We start from the raw sequence: 13,055 nt of genomic DNA on the forward strand, positions 1-13,055 counted from the left end.
GACTTCGCTCAGTGCGAAGGGAGGTGGGGGTGAGCGGAAGAGCAGGGAGGGAAAAAAAGGGGCGGCCGGTCATCCCGAACCGCCCCGCTGCCATCAATGCGGCTTCTGCTCCAGCCGCGTATCGACGCCCGCCGCTGCCGGTTCGGCCAGCTCCTTGGTCCCCGCCAGCGCCGCATCGGCCTTCAACAGGTCGAGGTGCATCAACTTGGCGATGAAGGGCGAGACGATCAGGACGACCACGCCGATTCCGATCGAGAACCAGCCGATCCGCGTATAGACGTCGAGCACCTTTTCGGGCCCCGCGCCCTCGCCGCCGGTCGCCTGCGCGATCAGCCCGGCGATGAAGTTGCCCGCCGCCGTCGCCAGGAACCAGGTGCCCATCATCAGACCCGTCATGCTGGGCAGAGACAGCCGCGTCATGGCGGCCAGGCCGACCGGCGAGAAGCACAGTTCCGCCATGGTGTGGATCAGATAGACCAGGATGACGAAGATCACCGGCGTTGGCATGCCCGCATAGGCCGCAGCCCCGGCGACCAGCACCATGAAGCCCGCGCCGACCCCGACCAGGCCGATGCCGAACTTGAACGGCGCGCTGGGCTCCCACCCGCGCTTGCCCAGGATAGTCCACAACGCGGCGAACATCGGCGCAAGCAGGATGATGAAGATCGAGTTGACCGACTGGAACGCCGAGGCCGGGATGGTCCACCCCATCAGCGTCCGGTCGACCGAGCGATCGGTATAGAGGTTCAGCGACGAACCCGCCTGCTCGAACAGCGCCCAGAACAGCGGGCACAGCGCGATCAGGAACAGCGCGGCGAAGATGCGGTCGCGGTCCACCTTGGGAAGCTGGAACACCGCGCGCCACAGGATGAACAGGACGGTGGCGGCCGCGAAGACGACCAGCAGCGTGCCGACCGCATCCTGATGCTGGATCAGCTGCCACACACCCAGCGTGGCGACGATCGCGCCCAGATAGATCAGCCACTCGCGCGACAGCCCGGCCACGACCGGCGCGCGCAGCACGGGCAGCGATGGCGCTTCGCCCGCGCCGTGCAACTCGCGCTTCAGGGCGATGAAGGCGATGAGGCCCAGGACCATGCCGACGCCCGCCGCGCCGAAGCCGTACGCCCAGCCGACCGTCTCACCCAGCACGCCGCACACGATCGGGCCCAGCGCGCCGCCCACGTTGATGCCCATGTAGAAGATCGAGAAGGCGGGATCGCGGCGCATGTCGTCGCGCGCATAAAGCTGTCCCACCAGCACCGAGATATTGGCCTTCAGGAAGCCGGTGCCGATGACGATCGAGGCGAGCGCGAGGTAGAAACCCTCCAGATAGGCGCCCTGGGCACCCTGCGGCCCCTCCATGACCGCGATCAGCATATGGCCGAAGGCGATGAACAATCCCCCGGCCAACACCGCGCGCCTGGCCCCCAGGTAACGGTCGGCGAGATAGCCGCCGATCACCGGCGTCACATAGACCAGCGAGGTATAGGCCGCGTAGATGCCGAAGGCCGGTTCGTCGGTGAACAGGAAATGCTTGGTCAGGTAGAAGACCAAGATGGCGCGCATTCCGTAATAGGAAAAACGCTCCCACATCTCGGTGAAGAACAACAGGAACAGGCCTCGGGGATGGCCCAAAACCGTTTTGCCGCGCGCGGCGGCCTCATACGCAGTCGCCATGCTGGCGTTCACTCCATCGGAATCGCCCCCGGTGCGACCAGGGGCGCACGCGGGGGCGTAATGCTTTGGTAACCTAACGCCAAAGCCGCGACTGTAAATATCATGCGCGACGACGTAAGGATGTAAGCCATGACGGATATGGCTTTCAACGATCGCTCGACCCCCCTCACGCTGCTGGCGACGCGCCGGTCGGGCAAGCCCCGCGACCTGGTCGCGCCGGGCCCGGACGCGGCCGAACTGGCGGACATGCTGGCCATCGCCGCGCGCACGCCCGACCATGGCAAGCTGGCCCCCTGGCGCTTCGTGATCGTGCCGACCGAGGCGCGCGGGAAGCTGGCGGAGGTCATTACCAGCGCCTATCGCGCCGAACGGCCGCAGGCGGGCGCGACCGAGATCGCCTCGCTCGAACAGTTCGCGCACCAGGCCCCGTCGCTGGTGGTCGTGCTGTCGTCCCCGCGACCGGACAGCCACATTCCGATGTGGGAACAGGAATTGTCGGCGGGTGCGGCGTGCATGAACCTGCTCCATGCCGCCCATGCGCTGGGTTATGCGGGCGGCTGGCTGACCGGCTGGCCCGCCTTTTCGGATGCGGTGCGCGATGCGTTCGGGACCGCGCCCGAGCGGATCGTCGGCTTCGTCTTCCTCGGCACGCCCGGCCGCCCGCTCGAGGAACGCCCGCGCCCGGACATGGCGCGGATCGTGTCGACGTGGAACGGATAAGCCGAGCAGCGGCCGCGACGGAATTGCAAACGTTCGCAGGCTTTGCCCTCGACACCGCCCCTCGCATGCTGTATTAACTCGGCATGACAGCTCTTAGCGGCGACGACAGCCCGGTTTACATCCGCCTGCGCGGCACGATCGCGGCAGGTATCCTCAACGGCACCTATCGCACGGGGGACCAGCTTCCCTCGGTGCGCGCGCTGGCCGCCGAGCAGGGGGCGAACCCGCTGACCGTCGCCAAGGCGTATCAGAGCTTTCAGGACGACGGCTATGTCGAGGTGCGGCGCGGGGTCGGCATGTTCGTGCTGCCGGGCGCCGCCGACCGCCTGCGCGCCGCCGAGCGTCAGACGTTCCTGTCGGTGCAGTGGCCGCGCATCCGCGACCATATCGACCTGCTCGGCCTGGACGCGACCGACCTGCTCAGCGTCGAGCGCGTCTGACCTTCGGGCGGATCGCACCCGCGATCAGTCCGGTCGCCACGACCCACAGGGCCGCCAGTCCGCTCAGCGTCGCCACCGTCCGCCAGACCCCGCCCCACGTCCCGCTCATGCCACGGCCGTCATGTAGCCGCTGGACCCAGGTCAGCATGACCGGTGCCGCACGCCCGGTCGCGGCCACCGCACCGGCGCTGTCGTCGGCGACCTTCACTACGCTCATGGTGTTTCCCGCATAATAGAGCGTCCAGTCGGGCGAGCGCTCGGTCGGCCAGGCGATCATGCCAAGCGTCCCATGGGCCAGCGGCCGGGCGCTGGCGACGACGCGTTCCACGGGCAGCGAAGGGCGGGTGAGCGGCAGGACGGGCACGCGGCTGTCCACCTCACCCGAAAAGGCCAGCGTCACGCCGCTTGCCGTCATCACCAGCACCGGGACTGTCGACCATAGCCCGACGATCCGGTGCCAGCGCGGTGCCCTGTCGGTGCGTCGCTTCGCCTTGCGCTGGGGCCGCCACTGCACCCAAAGCCCGCTCACCGTCACGAGGATCAGGCCGATCCCGATCACGCCGACGATCGCGCGGCCCGCGCCCGACAGGAACAGCCCGTCATGCCCGCGTCGCAACATGCCCAGCATACCGCCACCCTGCCAGGCACTGGCCAATATCCCGGCGGTGGCCGGATCGAGGAACAACAGGCGGCGCGCCCGGTCGCTGGGGCGGTCGAGCGTCACCACCACCGGCGACGATCCCTGCTCCAGCGACAGGGCGGCGATCCGTTCGCCGGGGCGCAGGCGACGATGCGCGGCGTCGGCATAGCGATCGGCGGGCAGGCGCTGCTCACCGCTGATCCGATAGCGCGCGGGCGACGCGATCCGCTCGATCAACGGCGCGCAGGCCAGGATCGTGCCCGACAGCGCCAGTGCCATGGCGAACAGGCCGACCGCCAGCCCCAGCCAGCGATGGACCCGCAATCCCGTATCGCGAAGGGTAATCCCGGCCACACAAACCCCGAAACAGACGGCGCGCCCTGCCGTAGGCGAGCGGCGGCGTCAATGCGCGGCCTTTCTCCATCCCCACCCCCCGCCCTCGCCCCAGGGACCACGATCATCCTTTGGCCTTCCACTATGCTCAAGCTGGAACGGAGGGTGGGAAGCGGGAAGGGTTTTTGGTTCGCGCGGAGGCGCGGAGGACGCAAAGAAGAAGGGCTCAGGAAATGGACGCTCTTGTCGGTCACTCCCACCTCCGCGCCTCTGCGCGAACCCCATCAGCGCCGCAGGAACAGCCACGACCGGATCGCACTCGCCAGGTTCGGCGGGTCGTCCGCTACGATACGCAACGCGTCGATTTCCGCCACCAGCGCGGAAAGCGGCAGGCCATGGGCGACCGCCTGTTCCTCCAGCGCGGTCCAGAACACCGGCTCCAGGCTGATCGAGGTCTGGTGCCCCGCAATGGTGATCGAGCGTTTCACCGGCCCGACAAAGCCGTGTGCCGGGGCGGCGATCCGGCTCATTCGGTGTCGAAGAGGCTGGCCAGCTGCTCGATGATCGTGCCGCCCAGCTGTTCGGCATCCATGATCGTCACTGCCCGCGCATAATAGCGGGTCACGTCATGGCCGATACCGATCGCGATCAGCTCGACCGGGCTCTTGCTCTCGATCCAGCCGATCACTTGGCGCAGGTGCCGCTCCAGATAGCTGCCCGAATTGACCGACAGGGTGGAATCATCGACCGGCGCGCCGTCGGAGATGACCATCAGGATGCGCCGCTCCTCGGGCCGCGCGATCAACCGGCTATGCGCCCACATCAGCGCCTCGCCGTCGATATTCTCCTTGAGCAGCCCCTCGCGCATCATCATGCCCAGATTGTTGCGCGCGCGCCGCCAGGGTTCGTCGGCCTGTTTGTAGACGATGTGGCGGATGTCGTTCAGCCGCCCGGGCTGCGGCGGACGTCCGGCCGCCAGCCAGGTCTCGCGACTCTGCCCGCCCTTCCAGGCGCGGGTGGTGAAGCCGAGGATCTCGGTCTTCACCCCGCACCGCTCCAGCGTGCGGGCAAGAATATCGGCGGAGATGGCCGCGATGCCGATCGGCCGCCCGCGCATCGACCCCGAATTGTCGATCAGCAGCGTGACGACGGTATCGCGGAAATCGGTGTCGCGCTCGATCTTGTAGGATAGCGACTGGCCGGGATTGACCACCACGCGGGCGAGGCGCGCCGCGTCGAGAATCCCCTCTTCCTGGTCGAAGTCCCACGACCGCGACTGTTGCGCCATCAACCGGCGTTGCAGGCGGTTGGCGAGCTTCGACACCGCCGATTGCAGATGCGCCAGCTGCTGGTCGAGATAGCCGCGAAGCCGTGCCAGCTCGTCGGCGTCGCACAGCTCCCCGGCCGCGACCACCTCGTCATATTGGGTCGTCCAGGGCCTGTAGTCGAACTGCGACGCCAGATCGTTCATCGGGCGATTGGGGCGGGTCGGTTGGCTGCCTTCGTCGCCGTCCTCGCCGGGTTCGCCGTCGAGATCGTCGAAGGATTCCTGGCTCTGGTCCTGCGACTCGCCGTCCTCGCTGTCCGAGTCGCGCTTCTCGGCGCGCGCCTCTACCTCGCCTTCGCCCTGACCCTGCTGGTCGTCATTCTCGTCGCTCTCGTCCTCGTTCTGCTGATCCTCGCCTTCCTGGTCGTCGCCGCCTTCATCGGACTGTTCGGGTTCGGCGGGGGACTCGGCGAGTTCGAGGTCGGCGAGCATCCGGGCGGCGAGCGCCTGGAACGCCTTCTGGTCGTCCATCGCGCCCGCCAGCGCATCGAGATTGGTCGCCCCCTCCAGCCAGTCGCGGACCAGCGCCAGCGCGGGCGCGGTTTCGGCCGGGGAGGGGCGGCCCGTCATCCGCTCGCGCAGGAGCAGCCCCAAAGCGGTCGACAGCGGCACCTCGTCGCGGTTGCGCGCCCGCGTCAGCGGGTCCGAACGCAACCGGACGTCGAGTGCATGGGCAAGATTGTCGCCGATCCCGGCATAACCGCGCGCGCCCAGCGCCTCGACCCGCGCCGTCTCGACCGCGTCATAGACCGCGCGCGCGACCGCCTCGACCGGGGCGGCACGAGCGTGGAGCGCGGTGTCGTGCAGCTTCAGCCTGAGCGCGAAGGCGTCGGCGAAACCGCGTGCCTCCGCCACTTGTTCGGGCGGCAGCGCGCGGCCAGGCATCGGCACGCGGATATGCTTGCCCGACGAGGTCGGCGCATCGGCGGTGAAGGCAAGCTCGACCTCCGGCTCCTGCGCGAGCGCGCGTGCCGTGCCGCCGAGAACCGCCTTGAACCGGTCGAGAGGGGTTTCGTTCGCCAAGGAGATCAGGCCCGGCCGACAACGCTTTCGGGCAGGTCCTTGCCGAAGACGCGCTGATAATATTCCGCCACCAGTGCGCGTTCGTTCTCGTCGCACTTGTTCAGGAACGACAGGCGGAAGGCGAAGCCCGGATCGCCGAAGATCAGCGTGTTCTGCGCCCAGGTGATGACCGTGCGCGGGCTCATCACGGTCGAGATGTCGCCGTTGATAAAGCCCTTGCGGGTCATGTCGGCGACGCGGACCATGTTCTCGACCAGCTGCTTGCCGTCGGGCTTGTCATACTCGCCCGACTTGGCGAGCACGATCTGCGCCTCGGTGGCGGCGGGCAGGTAGTTGAGCGTGACCACGATGTTCCAGCGGTCCATCTGGCCCTGGTTGATCTGCTGCGTGCCGTGATACAGGCCGCTGGTGTCGCCCAGGCCGACCGTGTTGGCGGTGGCGAACAGGCGGAACCACTTGTTCGGACGGATGACGCGGTTCTGGTCGAGCAGGGTCAGCTTGCCTTCCGTCTCCAGCACGCGCTGGATCACGAACATCACGTCGGGACGGCCCGCATCATATTCGTCGAAGACAAGCGCGGTCGGCGTCTGGAGCGCCCAGGGGAGCAGGCCCTCGCGGAACTCGGTCACCTGCTGCCCGTCCTTCAGGACGATGGCGTCGCGGCCGATCAGGTCGATACGGCTGATATGCGCGTCCAGGTTGATGCGGATGCACGGCCAGTTCAGGCGCGCGGCGACCTGTTCGATATGGCTCGACTTGCCGGTGCCGTGATAGCCCTGCACCATCACGCGGCGATTGTGCGCAAAGCCCGCGATGATCGCCAGCGTCGTGTCGGGATCGAACACATAGGCGGGATCGAGATCGGGGACGCGCTCGTCCGATACCGAAAAGGCCGGAACCTCCATGTCGGTGTCGATGCCGAACAGGTCGCGCACCGACACCATCTTGTCGGGCGCATCGAGAATCGTCGTATCGCGGCTGTCGGGAAGCGTATTCGGGATATCGGTCATCAGGCCCTCTTCTCGTCGCTAAACGCCTTAGGCCAAGCGCGGCTCCCTACTCAATGGCAAGGATCGTCACGAAAGCGATCGCGACGCGATTGCGGGGTGCGGTTTTCGGCATCATCCTGCCTCTCGAGTCGAGATGATACGCCGCGGCAGATCCATCTGCGCGGACGATCAGGCTCGAAAAGGGGTGGGCGTCATGGCGAATTTCATCTGGTACGAATTGCTGACCGACGATGCGGTCGCGGCGCAGGATTTCTATGCGCGGCTGATCGGCTGGCAGGTCGGGGACAGCGGCATATCCGGCATCGACTATCGCATCCTGGCGACGCCAGAAGGGGAGGCGATCGGTGGGGTGATGCAGCGTCCGCCGGGGTCGCCGGGTGGTCCGGTCTGGCTCGGCTATCTGCCGGTCGTCGATGTCGACGAATCGGTCGAGGCGATCGTCGAGGATGGCGGTCAGCTGCTGATGCCCGCCTGGACCATGGCGGGAGTGGGGCGCATGGCGCTGGTCACCGATCCGCTGGGCGCGCCCTTCTATCTGATGGCGGCCGAGGGCGACCAGCCGTCGCGCGCCTTTGTCGAGCATGGCACCGGCGAGGCGACCGGCCATGTCGTCTGGAACGAACGGATCGCCAGCGATCCCGACCGCGCGCTCGCCTTTTTCGGGCGGCATTTCGGCTGGGTCCATCAGGGCGGCATGCCGATGGGCGATTTGGGCGAATACCGGTTCATCGCCGACGGGCCGGTGATGCTCGGGGCACTGATGGGCTGCCCGCCGGGCGGGACGCCGGGGTGGCGCTTCTATTTCGCGGTCGCGGATATCGATGCGGCGGCGGCGCGGGTGACCGAGCTGGGCGGGACAATCGAATATGGGCCGGTGGAGATACCGGGCGGGGACTTTTCGATGTCGGCCGTCGATCCGCAGGGCGCGCGATTCGGGCTGGTCGGGCGGCGGAAATGACAATCCTCCCCGGCACGGGGAGGGGGACCGCCGCGCAGCGGTGGTGGAGGGGGGCTCGCCACATGGGACGTCCCTTCGTGGAAGCCCCCCTCCGTCAGCGCTGCGCGCTGCCACCTCCCCTTGCAGGGGAGGATCAGGCGAACGCCGGGGCCTGGCGGAGCTGCTGATACGCCGCGATCACCTTCTGCAACCGCCCCTCATGGCTCCGGTCGCCCCCGTTGCGGTCGGGATGATAACGCCGGACGAGCTCGCTATACCGCCGCCGCAGCGCGCTGCGATCCGCATCGGCCTCCAGCCCCAGCACCTTCAGGCTCTCGCGATCCTGCCCCGACAGCGGCTTGCCGTCCGAGCGCTCGGGTGCGGCCTCGCGGCGATAGCGCGCGGCGATCGCGTCGAGCGGATCGGAGAAATCGGCCCAGCGCGGTCCCGGATCGGTGCCGTTCTGCGCAAAGGCCCGCGTCTCGCGCTCCCAGCCCGCATAGGGGCGCTGGGCGCGGTGGATTTCGTCCGCGCTCATGCCGTCAAAAAAATTATAGCGGCTGTTGAACGCCCGCACATGGTCCAGGCAGAACCAGCGGAACCGGCCCGGCCCGTCGCCGCTGCGTGTGCCCTCCGCCGGCGGCGCGCGGAACTCGCCCGCTTCCTGGCAACCGGCGTGATCGCACACCCGGTCGCTATTCTCGACCCGGCCGTGAAAACGCGCACCGGGTTTTGATTTGGAGGTATCGCTGCTCGACCGACGCGTCACTGCTATCCGCTTGTCCCGAAAAACCGTCTATATAGGGGCGATGACCGATATCACCACCGCTCCGCCCGCCCTTTCGATCGCCGACCAGATCACCGCTCGCCTGACCGAGGCGCTGTCGCCCACCCGGCTCGACGTCATCAACGAAAGCGCGATGCACAGCGGCCATCTGGGCGATGACGGCACCGGCGAGAGCCATTTCCGCGTCGTCGTGGAATCGCCCGCATTCGCCGGTCAGTCGCGTGTCGCCCGCCAGCGCATGGTGAACCACGCGCTCGCCGATCTGTTGGCCGAGCGTGTCCATGCGCTGGCGATCAGCGCGACGGCACCCGGAGAATAATCCATGCCCTATGACCTGTGGTACTGGCCCGGCCTGCCGGGACGCGGCGAGTTCGTCCGGCTGGCGCTGGAGGCCGCAGGTCTGCCGTACCGCGACCGGGGCGTGGAGGAGGGGGCCGAGGCGCTGCTCCTCGACATGCGAAAAGGCGCGCGTCCGCCTTTCGCGCCGCCCTATCTGCGCGTCGGGGGACAGGCGATCGCGCAGGTCGCCAACATCCTCTACTGGCTGACCGAGCGGCACGATCTGGCCCCGCAGGCCGAGCGCGTCTGGCTCCACCAGTTGCAACTGACGATCAGCGACATGGTGGCCGAGGTGCACAATGTGCACCATCCGGTGGCAACCGGCGCCTATTATCACGAGCAGAAGGCCGAGGCCGCCCGCGCCGCCGCACAGTTCCGGGACGAGCGTATCCCGAAATTCCTCGGCTATTTCGACGACGCGCTGGAGGATCGGGACTGGATGGCGGGCGGGCGCTGGTCGCCGGTCGACACCTCGCTGTTCCAGCTGGTGGCGGGGCTGCGCTACATGTTTCCCAGGCGCATGGCGGCGGTGGAGGGTCGGTATCCCGCGCTGATCGCCCTGTACGACCGCGTGAAAACCCTGCCCGGCATCGCCGCCTATCTGGACAGCGACCGGCGACAGGCGTTCAACGAAGACGGAATTTTCCGCCATTACCCGGAGCTTGATGCCGCATGACCCGCTTGCCCCGACCCGCCGCGCGTATCCTGCTGGTCGATGCGGCCGGGCGGACGCTGATGTTCCGCTTCACCCCCGACGACCGCCCGCCCTTCTGGTGCACGCCGGGCGGCGCGGTCGATCCGGGCGAGAGTTACGAGGACGCCGCACGCCGCGAGCTGCTGGAGGAAACCGGGCTCGACCGCAATTGCGGACCTCAGGTGGCCCGGCGTCAGGTCGAGTTCCGCACCATCGAGGGTGTCGAGGTCGAGGCCGACGAACGCTATTTCCGCGTCGATATCGACGCGCATGAGGTATCGGGCGCGGGCCATACCGCGCTGGAGCAGCGGGTCATGCAGAGCTGGCGCTGGTTTACCCGCGACGAACTGGCGGCCCATGCCGAACCTTATTTCCCGACCGACCTGATCGCGCTGCTCGACGCCACGGAGGCGACCGCCACGGAGCAAAGACATGTTTGACGATTTCCTGCTGCGCACCCTGCAACCCTCCACCCACGACCTGGGCGGGTTCAAGGTGCACCGGACGCTGCCCAACAAGGAGCGGACGATGGTCGGCCCCTTCCTGTTCTTCGACCAGATGGGCCCGGCGCAGCTGCAGCCCGGCACGGGCATCGACGTGCGACCGCATCCGCATATCAATCTGGCGACCGTCACCTATTTGTTCGACGGCGCGATCGGCCACCGCGATTCGCTGGGCAGCGACCTGGTGATCGAACCGGGGGCGGTCAACCTGATGACGGCGGGGCACGGCATCGTTCATTCCGAACGCTCGCCCGATGCCGCACGGCCGCAGGGGCCGATACTGTCGGGTATCCAGACCTGGCTGGCGCTTCCCGAGGCGCTGGAGGAAATGGACCCGGCCTTCGAGCATGTCCCGGCGAGCGCACTGCCCGAAATTCAGGGGCAGGGCGCGACCGCGCGGATCATCATGGGCGAATTGTGGGGACAGCGCGCGCCGACCACCACCTATGCTGGCACCATCTATGCCGACATCGCGCTGGAGCCGGGCGGAAGCATTCCGATCGACGCAAGTGCCGAGGAACGCGCCGTCTATTGCGCGCTGGGCGAGGCGAGCCTGGAGGGCATGACGCTGGAGCCGCAGCGGCTCTACATCCTGAAGCCGGGGATCGCGGCGACGTTGCGCTCCGAATCGGGCGGGCGGGTGATGCTGTGCGGCGGCGATGCGTTCACGACGCCGCGGCACGTGTGGTGGAATTTCGTCTCGTCGCGCCGCGATCGGATCGATGAGGCCAAGCGGGCCTGGAAGGCGCGCGAGTTTCCGACCGTGCCGGGCGACGCCGCCGAGCGGATCGAGATCCCGGAAATCCCGAAGACCGTCAGCTATCCGTGATGGTCGGAATGTCGCTGCCTGGATGATGGGGTGAGCGAACTGCCAAGTTCGCGCGCGCTCTGCGCGTCCACCCTTCTATTTTCTACTGGAGCCAGTCGACATTCAGGCCGCACCTTATCCATTTCTCCCTTGCAAGGGGAGGAATAGAATGAATGTCGATTGGCCTAAGGTCCGGTCTCGGTGAGGCGCCTTGCCCTCCCCCGGCCCCTCCCGCTTGCGGGAGGGGAGAAGAGTGGGATGGTGGCCCCGGTCAGTTGACCGTCACGCCCTTCCAGAAGGCGACGCGGCCCCGGATATTCTCCGCCTTCGGCTTGGGATCGGGATAATACCAGGCGGCATCGAGATTGTCCGCGCCGTTGACGTGCAGGCCATAGTAATGCGCGGTTCCCTTCCACGGGCAGATCGACGTCGTGTCGCTGGGTTGCAGGACCGACGGATCGACCGCCTCGACCGGGAAATAATGGTTTCCCTCCACGATCACGGTGTCGTCGCTCCGGGCGATGACCGATCCGTTCCAGCGTGCCTCGACCATGATATCTCTCCTCTGAGGGCAGCACGTCGGATCGGCGCGCGTCATCTTCAAGTCGAGTGTCGAATGAGGGATCGTTTTCGCCCGGATCGTGGTAGCACCCCGTCCATGCTCAAAACCCGAATGAAGCGCCTCGCGGCGGACCAGCAGCGTTCGCTCGATCGGCTTGCCGCAATCGAAGCGGCGGTGGCCGCGCTGGGCAACGAGGATCTGCTCGACCTGGCCGATATCTTTGCCGGGGGCGAAGCGTCACCGCTGCACGAGATGGCGCAGGCCGAAATGGGCCGCCGCAATATCCGGCTATAGCGGGGCCTGTCGCGTACCGACACGAATTTTGCGTCGAACGTCGTGGTCGACCGCGAGCTGATCACGAGTCAGAATCCCGCATCGGATCGCGCCCTGGCCGATGCCCTGACCGAGGCGCTCGGCAGTTCTGTTTCCAGCATAGGCCGGGGCATGTGCGGCTACGGCTTCGCATGTCTCGTTCGGCGCGGCGCGTATGCGATAGTGTCGATGTCATGGAGACTGCCGGAACGGTCGTCCGCATCCTGACAAAGCCGTATAGACCGGCGTTCGCATGACTGGCGAACATATAAGCCACAAGAGGTGGCGGGATCATCGATGTCAGGAATGATCGCGCACAGCAACGATAGCGCAATTTCTGCTCGTGTCGACCCGCCGACACGATAACGACTGCTGACAGATACACATCAACGAACGCTAGTGTGGGTCTAAAACACGGCAAGGGCCGCGCATCCGTTTCGGATCGAAAGCCGCTGAAGATATGTGCCGCGCTCGGATGGTTTCTTTGGTGGAAAACGGACTGTCCGCCTTGCAGCGATCGTTTCAATAATCTGCCGTTTGTTCATGCGGCCGAGAGTGGCCTCAGGCGCGTAGCGTTGGTAGCGTTCGGTCTACTCCGGGAAGACCAGAAAGACGGCAATTGCTGCGATTTCATCGGGCGCCTGAGCTGCATCTTAGCCGCGCATACATTGGACGAAACCAAGGTCGTGCAGCTTCGCACCCTCCCAAGCCGAACTGGTTCGCGCCGCTCCACGAGGCGGACCGCCGCAGAGATGCGCTTCCGCTGTGGCGCATCACGGTGCTTCCCAACTACGAGGACTAGCCTCATCGCGGAGACGTTAAGCAGAGAAAGTCAGACCGCGTTTCAAGGTCGACAGGCCGCATCGGCGATTTGCATTCATCGCGCTTTTCTGCGATGATCCATCCATGACGTACACTGGGGGAAAGGGGCGGGTCTACC

Annotated in this window: 15 protein-coding genes; 8 read left to right on the forward strand and 7 right to left on the reverse strand. The window is 66.7% G+C overall.

Annotated elements, in window-relative coordinates; genetic code table 11:
* Positions 1–93 precede the first annotated feature (93 nt).
* Positions 94–1,680 (reverse strand): peptide MFS transporter, encoded by a 1,587-nt coding sequence (locus SOM26_RS03390; RefSeq protein WP_320451340.1) that lies wholly within the window; start codon positions 1,678–1,680, stop codon positions 94–96.
* A gap of 129 nt (positions 1,681–1,809) precedes the next feature.
* On the opposite strand from SOM26_RS03390, the gene SOM26_RS03395 reads away from it, so the two are divergent.
* Both SOM26_RS03395 and SOM26_RS03400 read left to right on the forward strand, forming a co-directional pair.
* Positions 1,810–2,400: a nitroreductase family protein gene (locus SOM26_RS03395; RefSeq protein WP_320451341.1), complete on the forward strand. Its 591-nt coding sequence runs from the start codon at positions 1,810–1,812 to the stop codon at positions 2,398–2,400.
* An 83-nt stretch (positions 2,401–2,483) separates the two neighbouring features.
* The gene (locus tag SOM26_RS03400) at positions 2,484–2,840 is read left to right on the forward strand and encodes a GntR family transcriptional regulator (RefSeq protein WP_320451342.1); all 357 of its coding nucleotides are present in this window, start codon (positions 2,484–2,486) and stop codon (positions 2,838–2,840) included.
* Here SOM26_RS03400 and SOM26_RS03405 read toward each other — a convergent pair.
* The 4 genes from SOM26_RS03405 to cobS all read right to left on the reverse strand — a co-directional run bounded on the left by SOM26_RS03405 (position 2,821) and on the right by cobS (position 7,173).
* A complete protein-coding gene (locus SOM26_RS03405; RefSeq protein ID WP_320451343.1) occupies positions 2,821–3,834 on the reverse strand; it encodes a PepSY-associated TM helix domain-containing protein in 1,014 nt (337 codons plus the stop codon). The two genes, SOM26_RS03400 and SOM26_RS03405, sit on opposite strands and share 20 nt — an antisense overlap.
* A 263-nt stretch (positions 3,835–4,097) precedes the next feature.
* Positions 4,098–4,343 (reverse strand): ribbon-helix-helix domain-containing protein, encoded by a 246-nt coding sequence (locus SOM26_RS03410; RefSeq protein ID WP_320451344.1) that lies wholly within the window; start codon positions 4,341–4,343, stop codon positions 4,098–4,100.
* Complete coding sequence (gene cobT, locus SOM26_RS03415; protein ID WP_320451345.1) at positions 4,340–6,163, reverse strand: cobaltochelatase subunit CobT; 1,824 nt, start codon at positions 6,161–6,163, stop codon at positions 4,340–4,342. The genes SOM26_RS03410 and cobT overlap by 4 nt, the downstream gene beginning before the upstream one ends.
* A gap of 5 nt (positions 6,164–6,168) precedes the next feature.
* Complete coding sequence (gene cobS, locus SOM26_RS03420) at positions 6,169–7,173, reverse strand: cobaltochelatase subunit CobS (protein WP_320451346.1); 1,005 nt, start codon at positions 7,171–7,173, stop codon at positions 6,169–6,171.
* 193 nt (positions 7,174–7,366) lie between these two features.
* Here cobS and SOM26_RS03425 point away from each other — a divergent pair, with 193 nt between their 5' ends.
* The gene (locus SOM26_RS03425; protein ID WP_320451347.1) at positions 7,367–8,131 is read left to right on the forward strand and encodes a VOC family protein; all 765 of its coding nucleotides are present in this window, start codon (positions 7,367–7,369) and stop codon (positions 8,129–8,131) included.
* 133 nt (positions 8,132–8,264) lie between these two features.
* Here the strand turns inward: SOM26_RS03425 and SOM26_RS03430 are convergent, their stop codons facing one another.
* On the reverse strand, positions 8,265–8,879 hold the full coding sequence (locus tag SOM26_RS03430; RefSeq protein ID WP_320451348.1) for a J domain-containing protein: 615 nt from the start codon (positions 8,877–8,879) through the stop codon (positions 8,265–8,267).
* A gap of 40 nt (positions 8,880–8,919) precedes the next feature.
* Between SOM26_RS03430 and SOM26_RS03435 the strand changes: the two genes are divergently transcribed.
* Genes SOM26_RS03435 through SOM26_RS03450 form a run of 4 tightly spaced genes read left to right on the forward strand, consistent with a single transcriptional unit; the run spans position 8,920 to position 11,262 of the window.
* Positions 8,920–9,216: a BolA family protein gene (locus SOM26_RS03435; RefSeq protein WP_320451349.1), complete on the forward strand. Its 297-nt coding sequence runs from the start codon at positions 8,920–8,922 to the stop codon at positions 9,214–9,216.
* A 3-nt stretch (positions 9,217–9,219) separates the two neighbouring features.
* A complete protein-coding gene (locus SOM26_RS03440; protein WP_320451350.1) occupies positions 9,220–9,912 on the forward strand; it encodes a glutathione S-transferase in 693 nt (230 codons plus the stop codon).
* Positions 9,909–10,370, forward strand: a complete 462-nt coding sequence (locus SOM26_RS03445; protein ID WP_320451351.1) for an NUDIX hydrolase — start codon at positions 9,909–9,911, stop codon at positions 10,368–10,370. The genes SOM26_RS03440 and SOM26_RS03445 overlap by 4 nt, the downstream gene beginning before the upstream one ends.
* The gene (locus tag SOM26_RS03450; RefSeq protein WP_320451352.1) at positions 10,363–11,262 is read left to right on the forward strand and encodes a pirin family protein; all 900 of its coding nucleotides are present in this window, start codon (positions 10,363–10,365) and stop codon (positions 11,260–11,262) included. The genes SOM26_RS03445 and SOM26_RS03450 overlap by 8 nt, the downstream gene beginning before the upstream one ends.
* A gap of 250 nt (positions 11,263–11,512) precedes the next feature.
* Here SOM26_RS03450 and SOM26_RS03455 read toward each other — a convergent pair whose 3' ends face one another.
* Entirely contained in the window at positions 11,513–11,794 is a 282-nt protein-coding gene (locus SOM26_RS03455; RefSeq protein WP_320451353.1) for a DUF427 domain-containing protein, read from the reverse strand.
* Between the two features lie 120 nt (positions 11,795–11,914).
* Here SOM26_RS03455 and SOM26_RS03460 point away from each other — a divergent pair, with 120 nt between their 5' ends.
* Positions 11,915–12,097, forward strand: a complete 183-nt coding sequence (locus SOM26_RS03460; RefSeq protein ID WP_320451354.1) for a hypothetical protein — start codon at positions 11,915–11,917, stop codon at positions 12,095–12,097.
* The last annotated feature ends 958 nt before the right edge of the window (positions 12,098–13,055 follow it).

The sequence above is a fragment of the Sphingomonas sp. CFBP8993 genome, from assembly GCF_034044895.1.
Lineage (GTDB): Bacteria > Pseudomonadota > Alphaproteobacteria > Sphingomonadales > Sphingomonadaceae > Sphingomonas.

Excerpts from the sequence above, each read along its gene's own strand:
- SOM26_RS03400 (WP_320451342.1), top strand. The coding sequence starts at position 2,484 with ATGACAGCTCTTAGCGGCGACGACAGCCCGGTTTACATCCGCCTGCGC.
- SOM26_RS03395 (WP_320451341.1), top strand. The coding sequence starts at position 1,810 with ATGACGGATATGGCTTTCAACGATCGCTCGACCCCCCTCACGCTGCTG.
- SOM26_RS03455 (WP_320451353.1), bottom strand. The coding sequence starts at position 11,794 with ATGGTCGAGGCACGCTGGAACGGATCGGTCATCGCCCGGAGCGACGAC.
- SOM26_RS03410 (WP_320451344.1), bottom strand. The coding sequence starts at position 4,343 with ATGAGCCGGATCGCCGCCCCGGCACACGGCTTTGTCGGGCCGGTGAAA.
- SOM26_RS03445 (WP_320451351.1), top strand. The coding sequence starts at position 9,909 with ATGACCCGCTTGCCCCGACCCGCCGCGCGTATCCTGCTGGTCGATGCG.
- SOM26_RS03425 (WP_320451347.1), top strand. The coding sequence starts at position 7,367 with ATGGCGAATTTCATCTGGTACGAATTGCTGACCGACGATGCGGTCGCG.
- SOM26_RS03460 (WP_320451354.1), top strand. The coding sequence starts at position 11,915 with ATGAAGCGCCTCGCGGCGGACCAGCAGCGTTCGCTCGATCGGCTTGCC.
- SOM26_RS03440 (WP_320451350.1), top strand. The coding sequence starts at position 9,220 with ATGCCCTATGACCTGTGGTACTGGCCCGGCCTGCCGGGACGCGGCGAG.
- SOM26_RS03390 (WP_320451340.1), bottom strand. The coding sequence starts at position 1,680 with ATGGCGACTGCGTATGAGGCCGCCGCGCGCGGCAAAACGGTTTTGGGC.
- SOM26_RS03450 (WP_320451352.1), top strand. The coding sequence starts at position 10,363 with ATGTTTGACGATTTCCTGCTGCGCACCCTGCAACCCTCCACCCACGAC.
- SOM26_RS03435 (WP_320451349.1), top strand. The coding sequence starts at position 8,920 with ATGACCGATATCACCACCGCTCCGCCCGCCCTTTCGATCGCCGACCAG.
- cobS (WP_320451346.1), bottom strand. The coding sequence starts at position 7,173 with ATGACCGATATCCCGAATACGCTTCCCGACAGCCGCGATACGACGATT.